This window comes from Pseudoduganella sp. UC29_106 (assembly GCF_044055365.1).
GTDB lineage: Bacteria > Pseudomonadota > Gammaproteobacteria > Burkholderiales > Burkholderiaceae_D > Rugamonas.
This window is the reverse complement of the sequence record NZ_CP171977.1, coordinates 4,909,315-4,934,537: the sequence shown is the minus strand read 5'-3', so window position 1 is coordinate 4,934,537 and position 25,223 is coordinate 4,909,315. Positions and strand designations below refer to the sequence as shown.

The 25,223-nt window shown below is 59.5% G+C and carries 19 protein-coding genes and 2 pseudogenes; 17 read left to right on the top strand and 4 right to left on the bottom strand.

Annotated elements, in window-relative coordinates:
• Positions 1–17: 17 nt before the first annotated feature.
• The 13 genes and pseudogenes from ACHMW6_RS24695 (at position 18) to ACHMW6_RS24635 (ending at position 15,629) form a co-directional block, all read left to right on the top strand.
• Positions 18–206 carry a hypothetical protein gene (locus ACHMW6_RS24695; RefSeq protein ID WP_395400769.1) on the top strand — a complete coding sequence of 63 codons (189 nt, stop codon included), beginning with the start codon at positions 18–20 and terminating at the stop codon, positions 204–206.
• Positions 203–2,629, top strand: coding sequence for an RND family transporter (locus ACHMW6_RS24690; protein WP_395400767.1), 2,427 nt, complete (start codon positions 203–205; stop codon positions 2,627–2,629). Before ACHMW6_RS24695 ends, ACHMW6_RS24690 begins: the two co-directional genes overlap by 4 nt.
• Positions 2,630–2,647: 18 nt before the next feature.
• A complete protein-coding gene (locus ACHMW6_RS24685) occupies positions 2,648–4,312 on the top strand; it encodes a methyl-accepting chemotaxis protein (protein ID WP_395400765.1) in 1,665 nt (554 codons plus the stop codon).
• A gap of 89 nt (positions 4,313–4,401) precedes the next feature.
• Positions 4,402–6,054, top strand: a complete 1,653-nt coding sequence (locus ACHMW6_RS24680) for a 3-(methylthio)propionyl-CoA ligase (RefSeq protein ID WP_395408701.1) — start codon at positions 4,402–4,404, stop codon at positions 6,052–6,054.
• Positions 6,055–6,105: 51 nt separating this feature from the next.
• Positions 6,106–6,594: a hypothetical protein gene (locus ACHMW6_RS24675; RefSeq protein WP_395400763.1), complete on the top strand. Its 489-nt coding sequence runs from the start codon at positions 6,106–6,108 to the stop codon at positions 6,592–6,594.
• A gap of 16 nt (positions 6,595–6,610) precedes the next feature.
• A complete protein-coding gene (locus tag ACHMW6_RS24670; RefSeq protein WP_395400761.1) occupies positions 6,611–7,795 on the top strand; it encodes a thiolase family protein in 1,185 nt (394 codons plus the stop codon).
• Positions 7,796–7,966: 171 nt separating this feature from the next.
• Positions 7,967–8,734 carry an SDR family NAD(P)-dependent oxidoreductase gene (locus tag ACHMW6_RS24665; RefSeq protein ID WP_395400760.1) on the top strand — a complete coding sequence of 256 codons (768 nt, stop codon included), beginning with the start codon at positions 7,967–7,969 and terminating at the stop codon, positions 8,732–8,734.
• A 39-nt stretch (positions 8,735–8,773) separates the two neighbouring features.
• Positions 8,774–9,283 carry an enoyl-CoA hydratase-related protein gene (locus ACHMW6_RS24660; protein ID WP_395400758.1) on the top strand — a complete coding sequence of 170 codons (510 nt, stop codon included), beginning with the start codon at positions 8,774–8,776 and terminating at the stop codon, positions 9,281–9,283.
• Entirely contained in the window at positions 9,280–10,881 is a 1,602-nt protein-coding gene (locus ACHMW6_RS24655; protein WP_395400756.1) for a 3-hydroxyacyl-CoA dehydrogenase NAD-binding domain-containing protein, read from the top strand. The genes ACHMW6_RS24660 and ACHMW6_RS24655 overlap by 4 nt, the downstream gene beginning before the upstream one ends.
• Positions 10,882–10,902: 21 nt before the next feature.
• Positions 10,903–12,087, top strand: coding sequence for an acetyl-CoA C-acyltransferase (locus ACHMW6_RS24650; RefSeq protein WP_395400754.1), 1,185 nt, complete (start codon positions 10,903–10,905; stop codon positions 12,085–12,087).
• Positions 12,087–13,932, top strand: a pseudogene (locus tag ACHMW6_RS24645) (acyl-CoA dehydrogenase). Before ACHMW6_RS24650 ends, ACHMW6_RS24645 begins: the two are co-directional and overlap by 1 nt.
• A gap of 67 nt (positions 13,933–13,999) precedes the next feature.
• The gene (locus ACHMW6_RS24640; protein ID WP_395400752.1) at positions 14,000–15,010 is read left to right on the top strand and encodes an AraC family transcriptional regulator; all 1,011 of its coding nucleotides are present in this window, start codon (positions 14,000–14,002) and stop codon (positions 15,008–15,010) included.
• A 367-nt stretch (positions 15,011–15,377) separates the two neighbouring features.
• Complete coding sequence (locus ACHMW6_RS24635) at positions 15,378–15,629, top strand: hypothetical protein (RefSeq protein WP_395400750.1); 252 nt, start codon at positions 15,378–15,380, stop codon at positions 15,627–15,629.
• 247 nt (positions 15,630–15,876) lie between these two features.
• On the opposite strand, the pseudogene ACHMW6_RS24630 reads toward ACHMW6_RS24635, so the two are convergent.
• The 3 genes and pseudogenes from ACHMW6_RS24630 to ACHMW6_RS24620 all read right to left on the bottom strand — a co-directional run.
• Positions 15,877–16,463 (bottom strand): annotated as a pseudogene (locus ACHMW6_RS24630) (transposase); the annotation flags it as partial.
• A gap of 155 nt (positions 16,464–16,618) precedes the next feature.
• A complete protein-coding gene (locus tag ACHMW6_RS24625; RefSeq protein ID WP_395400748.1) occupies positions 16,619–17,962 on the bottom strand; it encodes a type II toxin-antitoxin system HipA family toxin in 1,344 nt (447 codons plus the stop codon).
• Positions 17,963–17,965: 3 nt separating this feature from the next.
• Positions 17,966–18,313, bottom strand: coding sequence for a helix-turn-helix domain-containing protein (locus tag ACHMW6_RS24620; RefSeq protein ID WP_395400746.1), 348 nt, complete (start codon positions 18,311–18,313; stop codon positions 17,966–17,968).
• A 309-nt stretch (positions 18,314–18,622) separates the two neighbouring features.
• Here ACHMW6_RS24620 and bluB point away from each other — a divergent pair, with 309 nt between their 5' ends.
• Complete coding sequence (gene bluB / locus ACHMW6_RS24615) at positions 18,623–19,276, top strand: 5,6-dimethylbenzimidazole synthase (protein ID WP_395400745.1); 654 nt, start codon at positions 18,623–18,625, stop codon at positions 19,274–19,276.
• A gap of 126 nt (positions 19,277–19,402) precedes the next feature.
• Positions 19,403–22,411, top strand: coding sequence for a triple tyrosine motif-containing protein (locus ACHMW6_RS24610; RefSeq protein ID WP_395400743.1), 3,009 nt, complete (start codon positions 19,403–19,405; stop codon positions 22,409–22,411).
• A gap of 15 nt (positions 22,412–22,426) precedes the next feature.
• On the opposite strand, the gene ACHMW6_RS24605 is transcribed toward ACHMW6_RS24610, so the two are convergent.
• Positions 22,427–23,272 carry a substrate-binding periplasmic protein gene (locus tag ACHMW6_RS24605; protein WP_395400741.1) on the bottom strand — a complete coding sequence of 282 codons (846 nt, stop codon included), beginning with the start codon at positions 23,270–23,272 and terminating at the stop codon, positions 22,427–22,429.
• Between the two features lie 267 nt (positions 23,273–23,539).
• Here ACHMW6_RS24605 and ACHMW6_RS24600 point away from each other — a divergent pair, with 267 nt between their 5' ends.
• Both ACHMW6_RS24600 and ACHMW6_RS24595 read left to right on the top strand, forming a co-directional pair.
• Positions 23,540–23,944, top strand: coding sequence for a PEP-CTERM sorting domain-containing protein (locus ACHMW6_RS24600; RefSeq protein ID WP_395400739.1), 405 nt, complete (start codon positions 23,540–23,542; stop codon positions 23,942–23,944).
• Positions 23,945–24,020: 76 nt separating this feature from the next.
• Positions 24,021–25,088, top strand: coding sequence for a CAP domain-containing protein (locus ACHMW6_RS24595; RefSeq protein WP_395400737.1), 1,068 nt, complete (start codon positions 24,021–24,023; stop codon positions 25,086–25,088).
• Positions 25,089–25,223: the final 135 nt, after the last annotated feature.

Sequence of the window (25,223 nt, the reverse complement as noted above, 5' to 3'; positions counted from 1 at the left end):
CAAACGGACGAATTGCCTTGCTGACTTACGACGGCCGAATCCTGCTCGGCGATGAGCTGGGACAAAGCTTCAAGCCGGCAACCGGCAATGTAGGCATGTCAGTCGCCGCCTTCGCTTTAATCGACAACGGCGCGTTCATCGTCGCAGGCGAGAATGGAACACGGATCGTGTCCATGAACAGCACCACTAAGACGAGGCAGCCATGACCCGAAAATCAGCAAGTCCGCAGGATGCGGAAAACCTCGCCATGCATCGGGGTACGGGCAAGATGGAACGCCTTCTCGAACCGATCCTGTTCGGTCATCGCGTCAAGGTGATCCTGTTGTTCCTGATGGCATCAATTTTCTTTGCTTTCCAGATGCTGAAGCTGAAACCGGATGCCAGTTTTCAGAACATGATCCCAGCTTCGCATGCGTACATAGCGAACTACCTCAGGTTCGAAAACGAGCTGCGCCCGCTTGGCAATGTCGTGCGCATTGCGGTTGAGAACACGCAGGGCAATATCTATGAGCCGGCGTATCTGGAAACCCTGCGAAAGATCACCGATGAAGTGTTTTACATTCCCGGCGTCGATCGCGGCAACCTGAAGTCGCTATGGACGGCAAACGTCATGTGGTACGAGGTGACGGAAGAGGGGATGACCGCCGGACATATCATTCCCGAAGGTTTCGGAGGCTCGCCGGAAAAGCTCGAGCAGGTGAAAACCAACGTGGTCCGCTCTGGCCGCATCGGCAGCCTGGTGGCCAACGATCACCGCTCGGCAATCATCTTGGCGCCCTTGCTCGAAGCCGATCCCCAGACCGGAAAAAAGCTCGACTATGGCCAACTCTCCGAGCGCCTCGAAACAGTGATCAGGCAGAAGTATGAAACCGGTCATATCAAGATTCACATCACCGGTTTCGCCAAGGTCGTCGGCGACTTGATCCACGGTGCGCGTGCGATCACCGTGTTCTTTGCGATCACCTTTGTCCTGGCTTGCGCGCTGCTCTATGCCTACTCGCGCTGCCTGCGCAGCACGGCGATTACCATCCTGTGCTGCAGCCTGGCGGTGATCTGGCAGATGGGAATCGTGAACCTGCTCGGCTTCGGCTTGAACCCGTATTCGATCCTGGTTCCCTTCCTGACCTTTGCCATCGGCGTCAGCCATGCGGTGCAAAACATCAACACCATGGCATCCGAGGTGCATAACGGGCGTTCGAAGATGGCGGCCGCCAAGGCCGCCTTCCGGCTGCTCTTCATTCCTGGCACGGTGGCCTTGCTGTGCGATGTCGTCGGTTTTTCGACGCTGCTGGTGATCGACATCGGGGTCATCCGCGAATTGGCGATCGGTGCCAGCGTCGGCGTCTTCGTGATCATCTTGACCAAGATGTTCCTGCTCCCGGTATTGATGTCGTATGTCGGCGTTTCTCCGGCCTGCCTGCGCAAGCAAGAGCGCAAGGCACACAGCGAGCACCGGGTTGCGCGCGCGCTGTCGCGCGTCACCGAGCCGCGTATCGCAAGAGCGGTTGCGGCGCTCGCGCTAGTCATCCTCGGCACGGCCTGGCACTTCAGCCGCGACCTGAAAATCGGCGACCTCGATCCTGGCGCGCCGGAGTTGCGCAGCACCTCGCGCTACAACCAGGACAATGCTTTTACGGTGTCGCATTATTCGACCAGCCCGGACGTGTTTGTGGTCATGGTCACGACCAAAGCGGGCGAATGCGGGTCCTATCCGGTGGCCGCGGCGGTGGAACGGCTGCAGTGGGAAATGGAGAACCTGGACGGCGTCGAATCGAGCGCCTCGCTGTTTACCGGCATGAAGAAAATGATCGCGGGCAGCAACGGCGGCAACTTGAAATGGGCCGCGATCAGTCGCGACCGCTACATCAGCAACGCGGCGCACAAAACGCTGCCGTCGGAGCTTTGCAACAACGATTGCTCGATGGTGCCGGTGATGCTGTTCCTGTCCGACCACAAGGCGGAGACGCTCTCGCGGGTCGTGCATGCGGCCGAGCGGTTTGCCGCCGAGCACAACAGCGAAGACATGCAATTCGTGCTGGCTGGCGGTAATGCCGGCATTGAAGCTGCGACCAATATCGTCATCAAGCAAGCCGAGGTGCAGATGCTGCTGTTGGTCTACGGGATCGTGGCTTTGCTGGTCTGGTGGGAGTTCAAGAGCTGGCGCGTCACGCTGGCTGTCATGCTGCCCTTGTATATCACCTCGGTCCTGTGCGAAGCGATCATGGCGCAACTCGGGCTCGGCGTGAAGGTCGCCACCTTGCCGGTGATCGCGCTCGGTGTCGGTATCGGCGTCGACTACGGCATCTACATCTACAACCGTCTCGAACACTTCCTCGACCGGGGCTTCACGCTCAGGAATGCGTATTTCGAAACGCTCAAGACCACCGGCACCGCCATTGCGGTGACCGGGGTAATGCTGGCCCTGGGGGTCATGACCTGGGTCTTCTCGGAAATCAAGTTCCAGGCGGACATGGGATTGCTGCTGGCGTTCATGTTCCTGTGGAACATGATCGGCGCTATTGTCATGCTCCCCGCATTGGTGGCGATCCTGATGCCGCGCGAAGCGGTGCGCTTCAAGAGGTCCGAAGCCGCGTCGAAAGCAGAGAGTGGTAGCCATCTCATTCAATAAATGGCAGGGGAAACTAATATGCGCAATTTTTCAATCAGGTTAAAGCTGGTGGTGTTTTCCGGCGCCACCATCCTGTTGCTATTGCTTGTCGCGACATCCGGATGGCTGGCAGCGCGCAGCGTTGGCGAACAACTTAGCGGTCTCAGCGGGGAACGCCTTCCTGCCATCCTTAACCTGATGCGCATGCGAACCTGGCAACTGGTATCGATCTCGGAAAACAGGAATGCCATGGGCTTTGATGCGGAATCCTACGACTCGGCGCAGGATGAAGCGATCGCCGTGCAGGAGGGCAGCGCATTCTTTGCGGACGTGCTCAAGACCAAGTTCGATGCCGACATGCAGGCGCAGGCCTACTTCAACCAGTACGCCAATCTGCCCAAGACGGCAGAAGAACTCCAAAAGTGGCAGTCGGTGCAATCAGACTGGAAAGCGTACCTGGAGTCCAACGCGGCGGCAATCAACGTCCTCAAACGCCTGGCCGAGGAGCGCGACTGGCGGCGCATGAAGCTCGGCATGAAGGATTTCACGCAACTTGACGGCCCGGTCCGCCGGCTGAGTGAACTCATACAGGCCCAGTTTGATGCACTCATTAGGCTCAACCAGACTTACGCCATCCGGGCGGCCGAGGATGGCAAGCGTGTCCAGGAACAGGCGCGCCTGCTGATCTTCCTGATGACCGGAGTCGCGGTGCTGTTGTGTTGCGCGGGGGCATGGTGGGTGATCCGTGGCATTACGCTGCCGCTGCGTGAAGCGGTGCAAGTGACGGCCCGAGTCGCCGAAGGCGACTTGACGTCGCACATCGGCGAACGCGGCCGGGATGAGATCGGCCAATTGTTCGATGCGCTGCGCCGCATGAATGGCAGCTTGGCCGAACTGGTCGGCAATGTCCGCCACGGCACGGAATCCATCGGCGCCGCTACCCGGGAAATTGCATCCGGCAACGCGGACCTGTCGGCGCGCACGGAGTCGCAGGCCAGTTCGCTGGAGCAGACGGCGTCGTCGATGGAGCAACTGACGCAGACCGTAAAACTGAACGCTGAAAATGCGCGGCAGGCGAACCAGTTGGTGGTTTCGGCATCGGACCGTGCGCTGAAGGGCGGCCAGGTGGTGGGGCAAGTGGTGCAAACGATGGAATCGATCCGGGAGAGTTCGCGCAAGATTGCCGACATCATCGGCGTGATCGACGGGATTGCGTTCCAGACCAACATCCTGGCGCTGAACGCGGCGGTGGAAGCGGCGCGGGCCGGGGAACAGGGCCGGGGTTTTGCTGTGGTGGCGGCGGAAGTGCGCAACTTGGCGCAGCGCTCGGCGGGAGCGGCCAGGGAAATCAAGGCCCTGATCGGCGACGCGGGGGAAAAAGTCGATGCCGGGAGCAAGCTGGTGGACCAGGCGGGCACGACGATGGACGACATCGTGGCGTCTGTCCGGCACGTGGCCGGCATCATGGGGGAAATCACGGCGGCCAGCCAGGAGCAGAGCTTGGGGGATCGAGGAAGTGAGCCGGGCCGTCTCGCAGATGGACCAGATGACGCAGCAGAACGCGGCGCTGGTGCAGCAGTCGGCGAACGCCTCCGAAAGCATGCTGGAGCAGGCTGTGAATCTGGCGCAGGCCGTCTCTGTGTTCAGGCTGCATGGCGCCGGTGGACCGATGGCAGTGCTCCCGCTCGCGCCAGCCGCGCCTGATGCGGCGCATCCACCCAAGAGGCCAGCCATGCTGGCGATTCCGGCTGCTGACGAGTCGGACCTATAACCAATTGCAAACAGGAGAAGCAATGTCGCACTACCCGAAGAGCCCTCTGATGGGGCAGATGATGAGCCAGCCTTTGCTCATTTCCAGCATTATTCAACATGCCGACCGCTATTTCGGTGGCAACGAGATCGTGTCTCGGCGTGTCGAGGGGGATATCCATCGTTATACCTACCGCGATTGCCACAGGCGCGCGCGGCAGATGGCCAATGCCCTCGGTGGTCTTGGTGTGAAGATGGGGGACCGTGTCGCTACGCTGGCATGGAATGGATACCGGCATCTGGAACTGTATTACGCCATTTCCGGTTGTGGCGCGGTCATGCATACTCTCAATCCGCGCTTGCACCCTGACCAGATCGCGTACATCGTCAACCATGCGGAAGACCAGTACATATTCTTCGACATCACCTTCCTGCCGCTGGTCGAGAGGTTCGCCGTGCATTGCCCGACAGTCAAGGGTTTCGTGATGATGTGCGGCCGCGAGCGCATGCCGGCCGCCAGCAAAGTCCGCAACCTGCTGTGCTACGAAGAATTAATCGGCTGCAACTCCGACCAGTACGCTTGGCCGCTGTTCGACGAGAACTCGGCGTCGAGCCTTTGCTACACCTCAGGCACGACCGGCAATCCGAAAGGCGTGCTGTACTCGCATCGTTCGACCGTGCTGCATTCCTATGGATTGACGATCCCGGATGGATTGAATGTCTCGGCGCGCGACGTCGTCATGCCGGTGGTGCCGATGTTCCACGTCAATGCGTGGGGCCTGCCTTATGCGTTGCCGCTTACTGGCGCCAAGGTGGTGCTCCCAGGTGCGGCGCTGGACGGCAAATCGGTCTATGAACTGCTCGAACAGGAAGGCGTCACGTTTTCCGCGGGCGTCCCTACCGTGTGGCTCGGATTGCTGACCTATGTTGGCGAGAACAATCTCAGGTTTTCCACCTTCAAGCGCACGTCCATCGGCGGTGCCGCATGTCCGCCAGCGATGCTGAAAACCTTCCGTCATCAATACGGCGTTGAGGTCACGCATGGCTGGGGCATGACGGAAACGTCCCCGCTGGGGACCACCTGTACGTTGCAGCGCCATCACCTGAATCTGCCGGAAGAAGAGCAACAGGCCGTGCTGGAAAAGCAGGGGAATGTGGTTTTCGGCGTCGACATGAAGATTGTCGGCGATGACGGCAGGGAAGCGCCATGGGACGGCAAGACCTACGGCAACCTGCTGGTTAAGGGGCACTGGATCGCCAGCAGCTACTTCAAAAATGAAGGTGGCGATGCGCTTGTGGATGGCTGGTTCCCGACTGGTGACGTGGCCACAATTTCTCCCGATGGCTATATGCAGATTACCGACCGCAGCAAGGATGTGATCAAGTCCGGCGGCGAGTGGATCGGCTCGATCGACCTGGAAAACATCGCAATGGCGCATCCTGCGGTGCAGCAGGCCGCCTGCATCGGCGTGTTCCATCCGAAGTGGGACGAACGCCCCCTGCTGATCGTGGTGAGGAAGCCGGGTGCCCAGGTCAGCAGGGAAGAATTGATCAAGTTCTATGAAGGAAAAATCGCCAAATGGTGGACGCCGGATGATGTTGCCTTTGTCGAGGCGCTGCCGATCGGGGCCACCGGCAAGGTATTGAAGAACCGCATTCGCGAACAGTTCAAGGGACATACGCTGCCCACGGCATGAGTCTGCCCCTGTCGACGGCAATTTTGATGAGATGTTGAGAAGAGGAGAAAAATGAGCCAATACGTGACGATCACCATGGATAACGGCATTGCCGATGTCAGACTCAAACGGCCGGGCGGCGGACTGGGATCGACCACCGGCTGGATACACCGGACCGTCTTGAAACACAAGCAGGTCCAAAGGATTGCCGAGGCCAGTTGTGTGAAGATCGACGACGCCGGCTTGCACATCATGGCGGACGGCCGTCCTGAAGTGCTGGATGTCGACAACGAGATCGTCTGCGCTGGCCAGCACCCGCAGCGCACCCTGCAACAACAGCTGCAGCAACGCAGTTTGACGCCTCATCTCATCGGCGGCGCCGACCAGGCAATGGAGTTCGATGCGAAGAGGGCGATTAACCTGAGCGCGCGGCTTGCTGCGGCGATTGGAAGTTCAAATAATCCATTCTTGCCCGACTGGCCCGATGCGGCCGCATACCAATCCCCCCTGCGGTTTGCCTCCATCCTTGATGAGACATGTCGCCTATCGTTACGTTTCTGAACCAGGAGATATCAACATGAGCAAAGAGATCGTTATCTGTTCCCCCGTCCGTACCGCCATCGGCGGCTTTGGCGGCTCGCTGAAGAGTACGCCGGCCACGGTGCTGGGAGCGCATGCCATCGCCGCGGCCTTGCGCCGTTCCGGGCTGGACCCGGCGCTGGTCGACGGCGTGGTGATGGGGAACGTTGTACAAGCCGGTAACGGCATGAATATCGCACGCCAGGCGGCTATTCATGGCGGACTGCCAGTCAGCGTGCCCGCGATGACGGTCAACCGGGTGTGCGGTTCCGGCGCCCAGGCAGTTGCCACCGCTTATGCGGAAATCGTCAGTGGCCTCTCGCGCATCGTGATCGCCGGCGGCATGGAAAACATGGAGCGTGCGCCGTATTTGCTGCCGGCCATGCGTTCCGGAGCGCGAATGGGCAATGCAGAGGCGACCGATGCGATCCTTGCGGATGGCTTGAACGACGCGTTCTCGGGCAAGCACTCGGGCTGGCACACGGAAGACCTGGTCCAGAAGTTCGCCATCTCCCGCGAGGCCCAGGATCTGTTCGCGGCGCAGAGCCAGCAGCGCTACGCGGCGGCGCAGGCGGCCGGCTGGCTGGACGCGGAGATTGAAGCGTTGTCCCTGAAGGGGGCTAAGGGCGTCGTCACCAGTTTTTCAGCGGACGAGTCGGTCCGGCCGGACACCACGGTGGACACGCTCGCCAGGCTCAAGCCAGCCTTCCGTCCCGACGGGACCATCACTGCGGGCAACGCTCCCGGGGTCAATGCCGGCGCGGCTGCGATGATAATTTGCGATGCCGGCGTAGCGCGCGAACACAGCCTGGAACCGATGCTTGCGGTACGCGGCATCGGGGTGGCTGGGGTCGAGCCGGGATACTTCGGATTGGGGCCATTGCCGGCAATTCGCCGGGCGATCGAGCGCGCCAGCTGGACGTTGGATGAGGTGGATCGCTTCGAAGTCAATGAGGCGTTCGCGGCGATCGCCATTGCGGTGCGCGACGAGTTGAAGATCGACCCGTCGAAGTTCAATGTGGATGGCGGAGCCATTGCGCACGGCCATCCGATCGGCGCCACAGGCGCCATCCTGACCACGAAGGTGGCGCACGCGCTCCAGCGTACCGGCACGCGCAAGGCGGTGGTATCCCTGTGCATCGGCGGTGGCCAGGGTATCGCGCTCTGCCTGGAACGGGTCTGACGGTTGCGGCGCCGGGGCCATGTGGCGCATTTTGTCAATGGCACGGCGCTGATTGCCAATGACATGCCCGGGACGCTCCCTTATAGTCATTTCCAAGCCCAAGGCTTGAGGTAACCTGGCTGATGTTCACGCCGGAGTGGCAGTCACTTTGTTCAGGAAATTATCAATCTTATGGATATCGAAGCCCTCTTTGGCTTGTCTGGGAAAGTTGTATTGATTACCGGTGCTTCCAGCGGCATCGGCTTGCATATCGCGAAGGTGTACGCACAGACGGGGGCGAAGGTCGTACTGGCTGCTCGGCGCAGGGGAAAAATAGACCGGGCCGTCGCTGATCTGCGCGTTCAGGGCCATCGTGCGCTGGGCGTGTATCTCGATGTGACGGAGAGCGGTTCTATCGCCGCCGCATTCCAGCAAGCGGAGAACCACTTCGGCGCCGGGATCGACGTCCTTTATAACAACTCGGGGATTATCTATCAAAAGCCATTCCTTGAGCAGGAAGAGTCTGAAATCACGCGCATTTTCGACACGAATCTGAAAGGCGCGATGCTGGTGGCGCAGGAAGCGGCCCGCCGTATGGCAATGCGCGGAAGCGGCGTCATCATTAATATCGCATCGACGGCGGGCCTGCGGGCGGGTGGAATGCTCTCCAGTTATGGCGCGTCCAAGGCGGCGCTGATTCAAATGACCGAGGTGATGGCCCTTGAGCTCGCGTCGAAAGGGATCAGGGTAAATGCAATTTGCCCGGGAAACATCGAAACCGATATGCAGGAAAGCTTGAAGGTATTCGAACAAGCGTTAATCAGGAGAACTCCTTTGAAGCGTTTCGGCAGGCCTGACGACCTTGACGGCGTTTCGCTGCTTCTGGCGTCGGAAGCGGGGCGGTACATGACCGGGGTGTCGATTCCCGTGGATGGCGGCCAGGTGCTTGCCTGGATGTAGGCCATCGGCAGTGACTTACCTTTAAGGTGAAAATACAAAATGAATTCTCCCGTTACATTTGTACAGGAAGGCAGCATCGGGCTGATCCGCATCGATAACCGCCCGGTGAATGCGATTTCTCCACGCGTTGTCGCCGCGCTCGAAGAGTCGTTTGCCGAGTTTGAGGGGCGCGGCAGCCTTGATGCACTGGTGATCTACTGCGCGGGGCGCACGTTCGTCGCCGGGGCCGATATCTCCTGGTTCGAAAGCAGTGATTTCAATCCTCAGGCATACAACCGGTTGTTGGCACGTATCGAGGCTTCTGAAAGACCGGTTATCGCGGCATTGCACGGGACGGTATTGGGCGCCGGACTCGAGCTTGCCATGGCGTGCCATTGGCGGGTGGCGCAGAGGGCCACAAAACTTGGCCTCCCTGAAGTCAAGCTGGGATTGCTGCCTGGATCGCTGGGCACGCAACGTTTGCCGCGTCTGGCGGGCGCCGTCACGGCGCTCGATATGATGCTAAGTGGTGGCATGGTTGGGACAAGAGGGCGCTGCAGGACGGCTTGATTGACGAGGTCTGCGAAGGTGAAGCGCGCGCAGCCGGAAAGGCATGCGCCCAACGCCTGGTTGAAAGTGGTGCGGCGTTGCGGAGAACGAGCGCCCTGGCGGCGCCGTCTCCGCCCGTTGATGGCTTCGCGCTGTACTTCACCGAAGCCGGCGGTAAGCCCCAATACCCCGCCCGGGCGGCAATAGTGCGGTGCGTAGAGGCCGCCGCTGAGCGGACCTTTGCGGAGGGGGGACAGGTCGAGGCGCGTGAATTCGCTGCGCTGCTCAGCTCGACAGCATCGAAGTGCCTGCGCCATCTCTTCTTCGCCGAGCGCGAAGCGGCCAGGATTCCAGACATGTCGGATAGTTCGGGGCTTCAGGCCATCGGTAAGGTAGGCATCGTTGGCGCTGGCACAATGGGCGGCGGCATTGCAATGAACTTCGCCAACGCAAACATTCCCACGGTGCTGCTCGATACGACAGAGGCTGCGTTGCAGCGTGGCCTGGATCTTATTTGCAAGAATTACGCTGCCAGTGCCGCCAAAGGCAAACTGACCGCGGAACAGGTCGAGCAGCGTATGGGCCTGCTGACAGGCGCGCTGGAATACACCGCGCTCGCCGATTGCGATCTCATCATCGAAGCGGTTTTCGAAGACCTTGAACTCGAGAAGGAGGTCTGTACGCAGATCGGACGTGTTGCAAAGCCAGCCGCAATTATTGCCACCAACACGTCTACGCTGGATGTCAACTTGCTGGCCCGCGCGGCCGGCTGTCCCGAACGGGTGCTTGGCATGCATTTCTTCAGTCCCGCAAACGTGATGCGGCTGCTAGAGGTCGTACGCGCTGACGCTACCGCCCCGGAGGTCCTTGCCACCGTGATAAAGCTGGCGAAAGCCATCGGCAAGACCCCGGTTGTCTCGGGCGTATGTTTCGGCTTTATCGGCAACCGTATGCTGGAAGTGTATTTGCGCGAAGCGGAGTTCCTGCTGATGGAAGGCGCCGATCCGAAGCAGATCGATGCCGCTGCCGAGTCGCTCGGCATGGCCATGGGGCCGTGCCGGATGCTCGACATGGCGGGCGTGGATGTGGGCGCAAAGGTTGTCATTGAACGTGCAAAAGCAGGCGAACTGCCGGCCGATCCGGCTTACCGGGCGGTGGTCCGCAAACTGTTCGAACTGGGAAGGTATGGGCAGAAGACAGGCGCCGGTTATTACCGATATGAAGGGCGCACGCCTATCCCTGATCCTGATTTTTCCGCAGCCGCCCGCGCACTCGGCGAATTGCATGGAATTGCCTGCCGCACCGATATCACCGGCGAGGAAATAGTCGAGAGATTGTTTTATCCGCTCATCAATGAAGGACTTCGCATCCTGGACGAAGGTATCGCCTACCGTCCGGGCGATATCGACGTCGTCTGGACCGCCGGCTACGGATTCCCCGACCATCGCGGCGGGCCGATGTTCATGGCGGAGCAGATCGGTCTGGCGAAGATCGCGGACCGTCTGCGCCACTACGCGGACATGCGCGGGGATGCGTTTGGATACTGGACCCCGTCGTCCCTGCTCACGCAGCTTGTTGAAACGCGCGCTCCGTTGAGCAAGTGGGCGCGAACCGCATAACTAATGCCTTTGGAGAGAACCATGAGAGAAGCGGTAATCGTTTCCACCGCGCGCACGCCGATTGGCCGGGCGTACCGTGGAGCACTGAACAATATCAAATCCCCAACGCTGCTCGGACATGCGATATCACATGCCGTGCAACGCGCCGGGATCGATCCGGCGGAGATCGAAGACGCCGTGATGGGCTCGGTGCTGACTGCCGGCACGGCTGGCATGAACGTGGCACGCCTTGGCGCGATTGCCGCAGGCTTGCCAGCCAGCGTGGCGGGACAGACCATGGACCGCCAGTGCGCTTCCGGATTGATGGCGGTGGCGACCGCTGCCAAACAGGTGATAGTCGACGGGATGGACACTGTCGTGGCTGGCGGACAGGAGAACATCTCCGCCGGGCAGACACCTTACTTCGACTGGGCGGTGCGCGACCAGGATGAAAATGTCATACTGCGCGCGCAACATGCGTACATGCCCATGCTGCAAACTGCGGAGTTCGTATCGCGAAAGTATGCGGTTGCCCGCGCGGCGCAGGACCGCTATGCCCTCGAGTCCCAGCGCCGTACGGCAGCCGCACAGCAAGCGGGACGGTTCGACGCTGAAATCGTGCCGATCAGCGCAACGATGGCGGTGGTTGATAAAAATACCGGCGCCGTCTCCTACCAGGCCGTCACCTTGTCCAGGGATGAGGGGAACCGGCCGGACACGACGTTTGCGGGACTTCAGGCGCTCAAGCCAGTGACCGACGGAGGAGTCATCACGGCGGGTAATTCCAGCCAGCTTTCCGACGGCGCATCGGCATGCGTTGTGATGGACCGCGTGCTGGCCGAGCGCCGGGGGCTTCAGCCACTAGGGCTTTACCGCGGCATGGCGGTAGCCGGATGTGAACCTGAAGAAATGGGAATTGGCCCGCTGTACGCCATCCCCAAGCTGTTGAAACGGCATGGCTTAAAGGTCAGCGATATTGGTTTGTGGGAGCTGAACGAAGCCTTTGCATGCCAGGCGCTGTACTGCCGCGATAAGCTCGGGATCGATCCGGATTTGTACAACGTCGATGGCGGCGGCATTTCGATCGGCCATCCCTATGGCATGACGGGTGCACGGCTGGTCGGTCATGCGTTGCTTGAAGGACGGCGCCGCAAGGTGAAGTATGCGGTTGTGTCCATGTGTATTGGCGGCGGTATGGGGGCTGCCGCTTTATTCGAGGTGCTCTGATGGCTATTGACTACTCCAGAATCCGGGCGACGCTCGACTTCTATCTGAATGACTGGCTGGAAGTGAATCGTCTTTGCGAGCGCCAGCGTTTTGCCGACCATGGTCCCGAGACATTTTCCGGTGTGCTGGATCTGTGCGAACGCCTAGCGGCAGAGCGCTTTGAGCCGTTCAACCGCCTGGTCGATACCGAGGAGCCCCACTTTGACGGGACCCATGTCAGCCTCCCCGCTGCCACTGAATTTGCATGCAAGGCTTATGCGGAGTCCGGTATGCTGGCCGCCGCTCAGGATGCCGAAATCGGCGGAATGCAGTTACCTTGCACTGTCGAAATGGCCGCTAACAGTTTCTTTAGTGCGGCAAGCATCGGTATCCGCGGTTATTCGATGCTCACGGTGGCGAACGCGAATCTGTTGATGGCCCATGGTTCAGAGCGCCAGCGCCGCGTGTTCGCACATCCGCAGTTTGAGGGGCGGTGGTTCGGCACGATGAATCTCAGCGAGCCGCAAGCCGGTTCGAGCCTGTCGGATATTGCCACGCGTGCGGAGCCCGACGGCACCGGCTACGCGTCTGATCCGCTCGGACCGCGTTACCGCATCAGCGGCCGGAAAATGTGGATTTCGGGGGGCGAGCATGCCATGGGCGAGAATATCGTTCACCTGGTGCTTGCCAAGATTCCGGACTCGGAAGGGCGGTTGCCTGCTGGGACGAAAGGTATTTCGCTGTTTATCGTCCCCAAGTTCAATGTCGATGCGGATGGGCGCGTTACCGGGGAGCTCAACGATGTCTCGCTGGCGGGGCTCAACCACAAGCTGGGTTATCGGGGCACGGTCAATACCCTGCTCAACTATGGCGAGGGCGGCGGTGCCGTTGGATACCGCATTGGCGACGCGGGTTTCGGGTTGACGTACATGTTTCACATGATGAACGAGGCACGCATCCATGTTGGTCTGGGGGCCGCAATGCTTGGGATGGCGGGCTACCTGGAATCGCGGGAATACGCATTCCAGCGGCCGCAGGGGCGGCCAGTCCAGCTTGGACGCAGTGCGGGGAAAGACCCAGCACAGGAACCCGTGCTGATCGCGCAGCATCCTGATGTCAGGCGCATGCTGGTTGCGCAGAGAACCTATAGCGAAGGGGCGGTAGCCCTGTGTCTCTTGTGCAGCCGCCTGGTGGACGAGGAGCGCACCGGTACGGGCAGCGCGGCGCTGGAGGCGAAAGCCCTGCTGGAAGTGCTGACGCCGATTGCAAAAAGCTGGCCAAGCGAGTGGTGCCTTGAGGCCAATAGCATGGCGATCCAGGTATTGGGCGGCTACGGCTATACGCGCGATTTTCCGGTCGAGCAGCATTGGCGTGACAACAGGCTTAACATGATCCACGAAGGCACGCACGGTATCCAGGCGTTGGATCTGCTCGGACGCAAAGTGCTGATGGGAAATGGCGAGCCTTTCCGGTTGTTATTGCAGCGCATGCGTGAAACGGTTGCGGCCGCGTCGGAGCTGGAGCGGCTGCTGCCGCTGGCGAGCGAACTGGGCGGCGCATTGCTGCGCCTAGAGCACGCGACTGCCCGGGCATGGGCAAGCGGCAGAGCGCCGGAGGCATTGGCCAATGCAACAGCCTACCTCAGGGCGTTCGGTCATGTGGTAATGGGATGGATCTGGCTTGACGTTGCACGTGCCGCGATTCAAGCCGGAAATTGTGAGCGGCGTTCATCCGGCTTTGTTGAAGCCAAGATCGTGGCGGCCCGGTATCTTTATTTTTCACGAGCTTCCTCTTGTCGAGGCGTGGCTGTGCCCTGTGGAACAATGCGACTGGATATGGCTGAATCTTCCGGCAGAGGCGGTCTGAGGCGTAAAGTCCACTTATCTGTGCCGATGTTCGCACGGATAGGCGGTTGACGCCAACGGAAGGCATCATGAGTCAGCTTGCGCTAACACTATCATCAGGATTCGTTAATGCGTTTCTCAATGCGTCCGGAGCCGCCGGCGGCGATGCAGCATTTCTTGTCCAACAAGCTGGAATTGCGGAAGCTGTTCTGAAGGAGCCGGGTGGACGCGTTACCGAAGACCAGTTCGTCGCGTTGTACCGTCTCATTGCCGAGAAGTACGATGACGAGCTTCCCCAACTCTTGTCTCATCCGGTAAGGGGTGGCGCGCTGAAATTTGGTGTGCTGAGCATCATTAACGCGCCTACGATGGGCGTTGCCATCTATCGGTATACGCGGTTCTTACGACTTGCGATCCATGATTTTCAAGTAGAGCTTATCCATAGTCCTGATATCAGCCGAATTGTTATCGACGAACCCCGTGGCGGCAGACGGTGCAAAACCATGGCGATCGAGATGGTGCTCAAAGTGATTCATGGCCTGGCGTCATGGTTGGTGGGACGTGAAGTCAGGCTGCTCAGGGTCGACTTTGCGTTCGACAGTCCGCCTTATGCGCAAGAGTTTCAAAACCTTTTTCCGGGACCAGTATTTTTCAACCAGCCCGCAAGCCAGATTGTGCTCGATAGCGACCAATTAAGCTTGCGTATCCAGCGCGTTCCCCGCGACGTCAAGCCTTTCATCGCACGTCTGCCAAGAGACTGGATATTCGTCTCCTTTAAAGATTCCTTTGTTACGCACCAGGTGCGGGAACAGTTGATGAGGATGGGCGTCGGTAATATGAATATCGAAGAGATCGCGGAGGCATTGCGTATGTCATCTCGAACTTTGTGCCGCAAGCTGGAAGCTGAACGTACGTCTTTCAAAAAAGTGAGAGATGATTTGCGGCGCGATCTTGCGGTCGAGCTTCTGAACAACTCGAACGAGTCGATGCTCGAGATTGCGCTGGAGCTGGGTTTCGGCGAAGTGTCGTCATTCCACCGGGCGTTCCGCACCTGGACTGGCGTAACGCCTGGCACCTATCGGCACATGAAGGATAGCTGACGGCGGCTTCATCATCTGCGAAGGCCTAGACTGCTGGGCTATATATGTCGCTCGGAGGCTGTCGCTGCTAGCAGGTTTCCTTCGATTTGAAGTGGCGATAAAGCCGCCGTGTGCCAGGCCTCCTGTCGAGCGCTTCGGTACCGTGTCAGACCTGAGCTACGACCTGGGCGGCGGTGTCACCGCGTTTGAAAACTTGCTGGCTTCCCTCAGAAAGGCCAGTAGCGGAGTAGATCGACGCCGCCCGGCTTGCGCCTAGTTGCACGCGGCTGTGTAATGTGGCGCTTTTGTTATCCGCAACACCTTGATTTTACGTTAAGAAAAGAATGAAGAGAGCAGTCTAGATATCGTTTGTCCTTGGGAGTACTACATGGCTATCATCCACGCACCAGAAGAGTCCGCCGCAGAGATTTTGAATATATACGTGCATATGTTCGAATCGCGCCCGGGTGACGTTTTACGGATCAGTAATTTCATGAAGGTGTGGTTCCCTCGGGGATTTGTTGTGATGGAATTCTTGGCGGGCCTGGAATATGCAATTACTCAAGGGTGGATCGAGGAGCGTCCCGCTATCGACGCCTTCAAACTCACTGATACGGGATTTGAGCGCGCGCAGCCATAACGGTTAATGTGACGCCTCACACACATAATGGCATGATGCCTGCGATTGGCCTTCCGACACGCTACCTTGGGTACCGACTTCGGACTTCTATCACAGGTACCTGCACCCCGCCGGGTACGTTAACAACTCTACCTTGGGTGACGGCATACGCACCTGTGGTAACGGACTGCATTCCGAGTTCTGCCGGCCCGCTGGCGCGGATTGCCCAACTGCGATGATGATGTCACTTCGGTCCTGCGTGTTAACCAAGGCGCCAGCATCGCCGGTAACCGCAGGGCGGCAACTCGCCGATCTCGGCGCGTACCGCATCCGCCAGCGCCAAGTCGGCAGCCTCTGCTCGAACGCGCGCTGTACGGCCATCGGTCCAGCCGGCCGGTCGTGTCTTCAATTCGGAAATTTGCGAGCGCGCCATGCCCTGGCAGACCGACTTCACTGGTCGTCCGTCGGCAACAAGGGCGCGCGCGCAATCCACTTTTTTGACCGGGTAATGTCCACGGCTTCTTTGAGGATTTCCGCTTCCAACGTCTTTTTGCCGAGCATGCGCTGCAGCGCAATCGCGGCGCGAGCGGCGGCCAATTCACTGGCAGGTACTACCGATTCTCCGGCCTGGACGGCGATCAGTGCCCCTTCGCGCTCAAGCTTGCGCCAGTTGAACAGCTGGCTTGCGCTGATTCCATGCTTGCGCGCCACCAGCGACACGGTCATTCCCGGTTGGTACGTTTCGCGCACCAGCGATGCCTTTTCGGCCGCGCTCCAGCGTCGCCGGCGCTCCTCGCTGATAGTTACTACCTCGACGGTTTGCTTGTTCGCCACCGCCTCGTCCTCCTTAGTCATATGCACAGTCTTACTCCTGGTCGTAAGGATAGCGCATAGACAGTGTCCGGCGATTCAGGGGGGGGCTAACCGGCGCTCGCGTCGCGTGATGACACGGATAGGCTGAATGTCAGCGGCGAAGACTGTCGCGATACGTCGGCCATGGCCTCGTGTAGTCACGTGCCGGATGGCTGCCGCTTCAGGTTGTCGCACTGTCGGGCCATTCCCTGCAGAATGCTATCGGCGAGATCTTGTGGGAACTCAGGCGGCAGGTGGCGGTAGGCTTCTTCAATGACGTCTGGCACCTGCGTAAGTGTCTCCTCAATGATTTCTTCCGCAGCCGCGGCACCGAGCCTGACCCGGCTGGCCATCGACGTCCAATGCCGGCGCTGGATCCGATCCGCCAGGTAGTAGTTGGTGCTGCCCCGAACAGCCATAGCCAGTTTGACGTTCTGTGGCGCGATCAGGTTGCGGCCATGGCCGATCACTGGGTGGCCCGACAGAATGTCGTAGAAGGGCGTGGCGCGGTATCTTCCACCTTGCTCGATGAAGATGCTGAAATTTTTTGCGTGGCCGTCTGGCGCTTTCAGCAGCCAGAAAATCAGCTGGGTCTTGAAGAAGTTGCGCCGATCGGAACCGGCGGCTGCGGAACCGAGCAGCTGTTGCATGACGCGCTCGATGCCAGGGCCGCCGTCAGCCGGATATTTCTGGTTGGGCGAGCAGCCGGTCGCCTGGCACATGTCCTCCTGTGGCAGGCGGACAATCCAACTCCTGTCATCCGAATACTTCCGGTCGAACCGTTCCACACCGAGTACTTTCTGGTCCTCAAACTGGAGGATTGCAGTGCGCGCCACGGGCAAGCCGAATAGCTCCATGACTTGTGAGCAAAGCCATTCATTTTCGACGGAAGTGCGCATGTCGGCGCGCATGTTGCCGACCAGGCCCAAGGGCAGCTTGAGGATATGGGTTGTCGGCGTGCTCGCCGTAGGGCGCAGCCACTTGCCTTCGTGCCAGAGCAGGGCATTCTTTTCCTGTGCGCCCGCGATAGAGAGCCTGAGGTCATCATGGTGATCCTGGTGGCCTAGCCCGCCTGGCGCCGTTGTGGCGCGCAGAATCTCGGCGATGCGGTGCTCATCCAGTTCTTCGCCCTGGATTGTGAACAGATCTTCCGGCACCGCGTCGATCGGTAGCAGCTGCGCGGCGCCTACACAGTCTCGCCCGATCGCGGCCAGTAGCTCAAATGGGGAAGTGCCGCCAGTCTGGTAGCGCTGCGCCAGGCGCCGCCGGATTGGCTCGCTGTCCGGGAGCAGATTGTCGAAATAGTTGGTGACGACGTCACCTTCGTATGCCTTGTTGTCTGGCCGGAAGGGCATCGACAAGGACAGCGGGCGTCCTTGTTCGTCGTCGAGCCAGTCGTCGAAGTATTGGAAGGAGGAAGAGTGCCGGCTTGTCGTCCACTGACCAATCGGAATGCCATTGAGCCAAACGTTCAGACTACCGCGGTTTGCTGCGCGTGCCATTGGTCACCACTTGGTTGTATCGGACGGTTTGGCCACCTTCTTTGGTGTCACGACTAATTTTGGCACTGCATCCTTGCTGGTCGGCTGCTGCGATTTTCTGCTGACACGCGGTGCTGCGGCGCGCGGTTCCTCCACTGTGGCATCATGAAAACTGATTTCAACATTCAGCAGCCGCAGGATGGTGTACAACCGGTCCACGCTGGTTGCCGCAATGTTCGATTCCATCTTGGCATAGTTCTGCTGAGATACGCCCAGCTTTTCAGCCATATCCGCCTGAGTGAGACCCGCCTTCTTTCTGAAACCCTGGATCAGGGGCTTCAGCTGGTCGATGGTTTGAAGGTTGAATTGCATTCGCTGGCTCCCGGTCGAGTACACATACAGTATATGGGTTGTTTTTTGATATTACAATCAATAGGTTGTAAAGTGAAAATACAATCATAGAGTTGTTAGCGCTAGAGAGGCAGGCCGCCTGATGAGTGCCCGCGTGAGCAGGGGATAGGGGCAGGGGCGGAAGTTGGGTGTTGCCGGCTCATACGACCGCGTTGCAGTGGTGGTCCAACCGGTCGGCATTTCGTGCTATAACGTTATCCCGGAAAAAACGGACAATGTCGTCAACAGCACTCGTGCAGTTGGCAGTATTTCATCAACAGTGGGCGAAAATTGCAAAATCGTTTTGATCAGGCAGGGATCGACAGCGTTTATCGAGTGATTGCTGAACGGCGCGACGTGCGGCACTTCGTTCCCGGAGCCGTCGATGAAGCTATGCTCATGCGCTTGCTAACAGCAGCGCATCAAGCGCCAAGCGTTGGCCTTATGCAGCCGTGGCGTTTCATCCGCATTCAAAGCCAGGCACTGCGAGAACGGATCTATGCATTGGTTGATGAAGAGCGCCAGTTTACCGCAGCGGCATTGGGAGAGCGCAACGAAGAGTTTATGCGCCTTAAGGTCGAGGGTATCCGCGAATGCGGCGAGGTACTGGTGGCGGCTTTGATGGACCAGCGCGAAAAACATGTCTTCGGCCGCCGCACTTTGCCGGAGATGGACCTGGCATCGGTTGCCTGCGCCATTCAGAATATGTGGCTGGCCTCCCGTGCGGAGGGCTTGGGCATGGGCTGGGTGTCGCTGTTCGACCCGATCAAGCTGGCAGCCTTGTTGAGCATGCCGGATGGTGCGAAGCCAGTCGCAATTATTTGTCTCGGGCACGTCGCCGGTTTTTATCGGAAGCCTATGCTTGAACTCGAAGGGTGGGCAGTGCGCGGCGAGCTGACCGACATGGTTTATACGGATCGGTGGCAGAACAGAAACGAAGCGTAAATACTGTCTTGCAGATAAGGCTGCTACGACGGCGATTCGGCGAGCTCGGCATATTCGTGTTAGCAAAAAAGCTATTGAAATTATGATATAAATAGATCCCTTATATTGCATGCACGTTAATACATCTTGGTCGTACCTTTACTCAACCGCCTGCTCAAAAGATTAGCGATTCTAGGTTGGTGTCTTGCGGCGAAAAGCGCGCTTGCGCTCAACCCGGATGGGCAACTGGCTTCTTATCATCACGCCACCTGGACGGCGCGCGACGGGATTCCCGGCAGTATCTGGACGATGGCGCAGACTCCTGACGGCTGGCTATGGCTGGGCACCAATTTTGGTCTTTACCGATTCGACGGTACCAGCTTTGAGCGGTACACCGCCCCGGCCGGTGCACGACTACTCGGGGACAATATTCGCAGCTTGCTGGCGCTTGAAAATGGCGACCTCCTGATCGGCTACGAATACGGCGGCCTCACCGTTCGCCACCGCGACGGAACACTGGCGCATTTGACGGGCGATAAGCTCCGGTCTGATTTGCGAGGCATTAACCAGATTGCCCGTGATCCGGACGGCAGTTTGTGGCTGGCCACCGCTTCGAAACTGCACCGCTATGCGAACGGGAAGCTGTTGCGATACGGTCCGGAACAGGGTTTCACCGGACTACGGGCAGGCTCTATCGTTGTAGACGGCACCCAGGTGTGGGTGTCGGATCTGTACGACGTTTTTCTGCTGGACCGCGCCTCGAACCGGTTCCAGAAAATAGGCAAGGCAGGGCTGCGTGGAAGGGGTGGAATCCTCATGTCGCCCAACGGACAGATCTGGTTTGAAACGTATTACGGAGAGAGCCTGGTCAGACTTTCCGATACCGCGAACAAACCAAGGCCGCCGCTCAGCACAGCCCACGAGTCGCACGGGGCAGCGATGTTCGATCGCCACGGCAGCCTCTGGCAAGTCGGACCGCTGCAAGGGGTGTCGCTGCTCGCCGGCGCACAGTCACTGGCAGGCATCTCAGAACGCGACTTCAGCGACAAATTCGACCAGCCGTGGCAGCTGTCTTCACTCTCCACCACGGGCCTGCTTGAAGATCGCCTTGGCAATATCTGGATAAGCACGATGGCTGGGTTGGAGCGTCTGCGTCATAGCCGCTTGCAAGCCGTGCGCGGCATACCGGGCATAGAACCGTATTCCGTAGCAAACGATGTCGATGGCAACACGTGGGCGGCCACGCCAAACGCGCCAGGTCTCTGGCGCTTGCCGGGTGACGGTGGCCCGGCTGTGCATGAGAGCGAAGAGCCGTATGGAGCGGTGGCGACAGCACGGGACGGCGCGCTGCTCCTTGCGACCAAGCGCTTTCTCGAACGCCGCGATCACGGCAAAACCACGCTCGTCGCCTTTCCCGAGGGACCGGACGGACAACCGAGGGACTGGATAGCGACCCGGATCATTGACGATGGGGAGCGGATATGGGTGTACCTCAACACGCTTGGCTTGCTGGCTCTGACTGATGGGCGCTGGGTGCCAGCGACTCAATTCGGTATCGAGGCTGGTCCCACGGCCATTGTCCCCGGCCGCAAGGGGCAGTTGTGGTTAGGTTATGGCGACGGGCGGGTGGTGTCGTTTGATAATGGCCGCCAGCAAACTTATGCCACCGAGTTGGGCGCCGTCATTGGCCTGAGGGCGGATGCGCAGGAGGTTATTGCTGGCGGCGAGCGTGGCCTTGCTGTATTACAGAGCGGCCGCTTCCAACAGTTAACTGCCTCCAATCCGGATGTGTTGCGCTTTGCGACGGGCATGGCGGTCACCGTGGACGGCGATCGCTGGTTCAACGCGGGCAAAGGGGTTGTTCATGTTCGCCTCGCCGACTGGCGCTACGCGCTTGCCAGTCCTGCAGCACCTTTGCGTTACGAATTGATCGATAGTTCGGATGGCTATGTGGGCCAAACCGCGACCATGTCGCGCCTCCCAAGCATCGGGCAGGGACCGCAGGGCAGTCTGCTCTTCATGACGTCGGTAGGATTGCTGCGCCTGCCATCCAATGAATTTCAGAAGGTCCATCCAGCACCCTTCGTGGAGATACTTCGTCTGCGCCATCACGGGCAGGATGAACAAAGTCGGCCAGGATTGAAACTCCCGCCTGGCACGGACAATTTCAGCATTGCGTATACGGCACTCGAACTTGGCCGTCCGCAGCATGTGCGCTTCCAGTACCAGCTTGATGGAATCGATAGCGACTGGCAGGATGCGGCGGAGCGGCGCGTCGCTTATTACACGAATATCGCGCCCGGTAATTACCTTTTCCGTGTGCGCGCGGCGGTTGATAACGGCCCCTGGAGCGATGGCAAGGCAGAGATGGCCTTTACGGTGTTACCGACTTTGACCCAAACCTTGTGGTTCAGGGCCGCATGCGTGCTGACGTTGTTGATCCTGCTGTGGCGGCTTTACATATACCGTATGCGCGTCGTAACGCGCCGGCTGGAGGAACGTTTTGTTGTGCGGACGAAGGAACGGGAACGCATTGCACGCACCTTGCATGACACCATCATTCAAAGCATGCAGGCCGTCATCCTGCGCCTGCATGTAATCGGCCTCAATTTGCCCGTCGAAAGCAAAGCGCGCCATGACATTGACCATACCTTGGAGCAGGCGGAAAAGGCATTGGTCGAAGGCCGGGATGAAGTACAGGGACTACGCGATGGCAAACAGGTCGACTTGGGTTCCGCCCTGGAAGAAATTGGACGTTCGGCAGGAAGAACCTACTGTCAGGCGCAACTGCGCGTCGATATCGAAGGTGAGCCACGCTCACTGACCGACGGCCTGGCGCACGAGATTCTTGCCATCGCCAGCGAGGCGATAACCAACGCCTGCAGGCATGCCGCGGCGGACGGGGTAACCGCGCAGGTCATCTATGCCAAACACTGCTTTACCCTGGCCGTCCGTGACGACGGCAGGGGGATACCGCCGATGATTTTGCATGCCGGGGGCAAGGAAGGCCATTGGGGAATGGCGGGCATGCGCGAGAGAGCACAGCGAGTGGGTGGAACGCTGCGCATCGAGAGCGGCGCAGGCAGCACGGCGGTGACGCTACAGGTACCCGCGCGCGCTGCCTATAAACGCAATCGGCGGCTGTGGCGGGGGTAATTGAGACCGCCAACTTCAGTGCGCGCGCCTCAGATCATCCAGCCGAAACCATAATTCCTTGCGCTCCAGGGGCGTTTCCGGCGTCAGTTCGGGATTTTTCAGTTCGAGGATGCGGCGCTTGTCCAGGTTCGACTGGCGGAGCAGCTTGCCGTAGTGCTGGTAGAACAGCCTATCCATGGAACCGTCGGCTATCGCCAGCTCCAGGCCGCGGCGTATCTCTTCCGCCAGTTCCACATCGGCCCGGTTGACGAAGAAATAGTCGGGGGCAGGGTAGTATAGCAGCAGGTATGGCTCGATCGCCAGTTCCTTGTGCCGCGTTGCTTCCTGCCAGATTTCCATGGCGGAGCGGGGAAGGTAGTCGATGCGGCCGGCCTTGAGCATTTCAAATAGGCTGGAATAGTTCGACACTGCCGCGGCGCGCAAGCCGTTGTGCTCAAGGATGCTGAGGTCCGGCCAGTCGTGGCCCTGCGCCATCCGGAAGGACTGCAGTTCTTGCAGCGTGGTGACATTGCGGAACAGTTCCGTCTGGTCTGCGCGAACCAGGAACAGGCGCCAGCCGATCAGGCCTTTGCTGATGGGGATGCGTATCGGCAACAGTTTCTCTTCGCGTTCGCGCGACGTCATGGTGGCAATCACGTGCAGTTTCCCGGAGCCGGCTGCGATCTCCACGATCGAGCGGCCTTGCGGCATTACATGCGGAGTCAGGGCAAGCACGCGTGAGCTGCCGGCCTTGGCCAGGGCTAGTTGCAATAACTGGTAGGTGTAGCCGCCGCGGACGTCGTCCACGGTTTCCGGACGCGGATAAAGCACGGTATCGGCCAGCGCGCAACGCGCGGCCAGAAGGCAGGCAATTAGCGTCAATCGAAGTGCTGCCCGGGCCATTGCTTTGGCTTTTTAGGGGGAACGTTAGCTGATGGTCGCGCAAGGCGATACCGGCGTCAAGTTGAGATTCGGGGCAATTTTCCCGCGCGGAAAGACAATTCGCAACGTCCGTTGTCGGGAATCTTTACACCTTGTACTGAGGCATGGACCGTTAGTATTTAATAATCATAGGTTTAGCAAATTGGCATGAATGATGCTTGATAGTTAATCGTCTTTCTTCCTATCACTCAGTAGTGGAGAGCAAACATGAATGCTATCTTTCTTTTCAGATTGAGCCTTCTATCAACCCTGGCGGCCGGCACCATGCTGGCGGCGTCTCACGCCAAGGCGGACCCGATTTCCGCCAGCCAGTTCACCGTCAACAGCATCGAGTTCAGCTTTATGGATTACGGCAATAGCTTGCCGTCTCAGCCTGCAGGCTTGCCGGCTGAAGTCCCGCCGCCTTCGAACCTGCCTTCGATTGTGCCAACGCCACAAGAACTCACTTCCGGCCCCGGCGGTGGGACCTCGCCGACTGGCGGACCGAGCGGTCCGTCGGGACCTGAGGGCATTCAAGTGCCGGCGCAACAGGAAGGCGAAGTTCCGGAGCCTGGCACTTTGGCCTTGCTGGGACTTGGCATGGCAGCCCTCGCATCACGCCGGCGCATCTGAGCGCGCGCTAAGGCGGACGCGCTCCCTCCCCGGCGCACCGCCGGAATTCGTCTGTCAATTTGAAAAGGGGAGACCCATGAGCAAGCTCAAGTATCTGGCCGTAGTGATGTCGGGTGTGTTGCTGACTGCGTGTGGCGGCGGCGGCGGTGGCGCAAGTTCCACCGTTGTGTCGAACACTCCGCCAGTGACAGCACCTTCAACGCCATCAACGCCCACCACGCCAACGCCACCACCATCCGATGGCAACATCGTCGTGTCGGTGCCGCCCCCGACTTACGCGACAGGCAGCGGCAACCTGCAGGTGTTCAATGCCATCAACGATCTGCGCAGCAAGATAGGCTCCGGCCTGCTCGCGCAGAACGCGTTGCTCGACAAATCCGCGGATGCGCATTGGAAATATATCGACCAGAACGGCGTGCTTGAACTGCACCAGGAGACGGCTGGGAAGCCCGGCTATACCGGCGTCCGTGCTGGAGACCGTATCGCGGCTGGGGGCTACACCGCCACCGTAAGTGCGGAAGCAATCTTCAGCACCAGCGGTGCGGACAAGTACTCCACCTGCGTTGCAGAATGGGCCAACTCGGTCTATCACGCCGCCTTGCTATTCGCCAGCACGATCGATATTGGCGTGGCCACGGGCAATGTCAACGCTGGCGCCAGTACGCTGTGCGTGGTGGACCTCGCAACCAGCAACACGCAGGCCGCGCAGCTGCCGGGCGCCGGAAGTGTTCGTGTGTATCCTTACGCGAACCAGACCGGTGTACCTTACGTATTCTTCAACCGCACCGAAACGCCGACGCCCGCGCCGGACCTGGCGGAACTTGGCACGCCTGTCACCGTGAGCTTCGAGACCAAAGGCCTGGCGATCAGCGTGCCGCTTGCAATCAGTCAGTTTGCGCTGACGGCTGCTAGCGGTGCGGCCGTGGAGTCGCGCATCCTCGTGAACAAGGCCGGCAAGCTGGGTCCTGCCATCTCCACCAACGGCCCTGCACTCACCGACGATAGCCAGATGCAGGGCTTTGCCGCGACGCTTATTCCGGTGAAGCGGCTGAATCCCGGTACGGTTTATACCGTGTCGCTGATTGCCGTGGTGGATGGGAAGGCAATTAACAAGACCTGGTCGTTCACTACCGCCGCGCAGTAAATCCTCCGCCTGGATACCGTCGTTGGCGCGGCGGTATCAGTCGCACCTTTGAGCAATATCAATACCGCTCTACTGCCAATTCCGCATATTGAGATAAATCAAATAAACCGTTCGCGTGTCCGAATGACAGACCTG

Coding starts and splice junctions, on each gene's coding strand:
- ACHMW6_RS24625 (WP_395400748.1), bottom strand. CDS start 17,962: ATGGCACGCGCAGCAAACCGCGGTAGTCTGAACGTTTGGCTCAATGGC.
- ACHMW6_RS24620 (WP_395400746.1), bottom strand. CDS start 18,313: ATGCAATTCAACCTTCAAACCATCGACCAGCTGAAGCCCCTGATCCAG.
- ACHMW6_RS24660 (WP_395400758.1), top strand. CDS start 8,774: ATGAATTCTCCCGTTACATTTGTACAGGAAGGCAGCATCGGGCTGATC.
- ACHMW6_RS24600 (WP_395400739.1), top strand. CDS start 23,540: ATGAATGCTATCTTTCTTTTCAGATTGAGCCTTCTATCAACCCTGGCG.
- ACHMW6_RS24665 (WP_395400760.1), top strand. CDS start 7,967: ATGGATATCGAAGCCCTCTTTGGCTTGTCTGGGAAAGTTGTATTGATT.
- ACHMW6_RS24680 (WP_395408701.1), top strand. CDS start 4,402: ATGTCGCACTACCCGAAGAGCCCTCTGATGGGGCAGATGATGAGCCAG.
- ACHMW6_RS24640 (WP_395400752.1), top strand. CDS start 14,000: ATGAGTCAGCTTGCGCTAACACTATCATCAGGATTCGTTAATGCGTTT.
- ACHMW6_RS24690 (WP_395400767.1), top strand. CDS start 203: ATGACCCGAAAATCAGCAAGTCCGCAGGATGCGGAAAACCTCGCCATG.
- ACHMW6_RS24670 (WP_395400761.1), top strand. CDS start 6,611: ATGAGCAAAGAGATCGTTATCTGTTCCCCCGTCCGTACCGCCATCGGC.
- ACHMW6_RS24675 (WP_395400763.1), top strand. CDS start 6,106: ATGAGCCAATACGTGACGATCACCATGGATAACGGCATTGCCGATGTC.
- ACHMW6_RS24685 (WP_395400765.1), top strand. CDS start 2,648: ATGCGCAATTTTTCAATCAGGTTAAAGCTGGTGGTGTTTTCCGGCGCC.
- ACHMW6_RS24595 (WP_395400737.1), top strand. CDS start 24,021: ATGAGCAAGCTCAAGTATCTGGCCGTAGTGATGTCGGGTGTGTTGCTG.
- ACHMW6_RS24635 (WP_395400750.1), top strand. CDS start 15,378: ATGGCTATCATCCACGCACCAGAAGAGTCCGCCGCAGAGATTTTGAAT.
- ACHMW6_RS24650 (WP_395400754.1), top strand. CDS start 10,903: ATGAGAGAAGCGGTAATCGTTTCCACCGCGCGCACGCCGATTGGCCGG.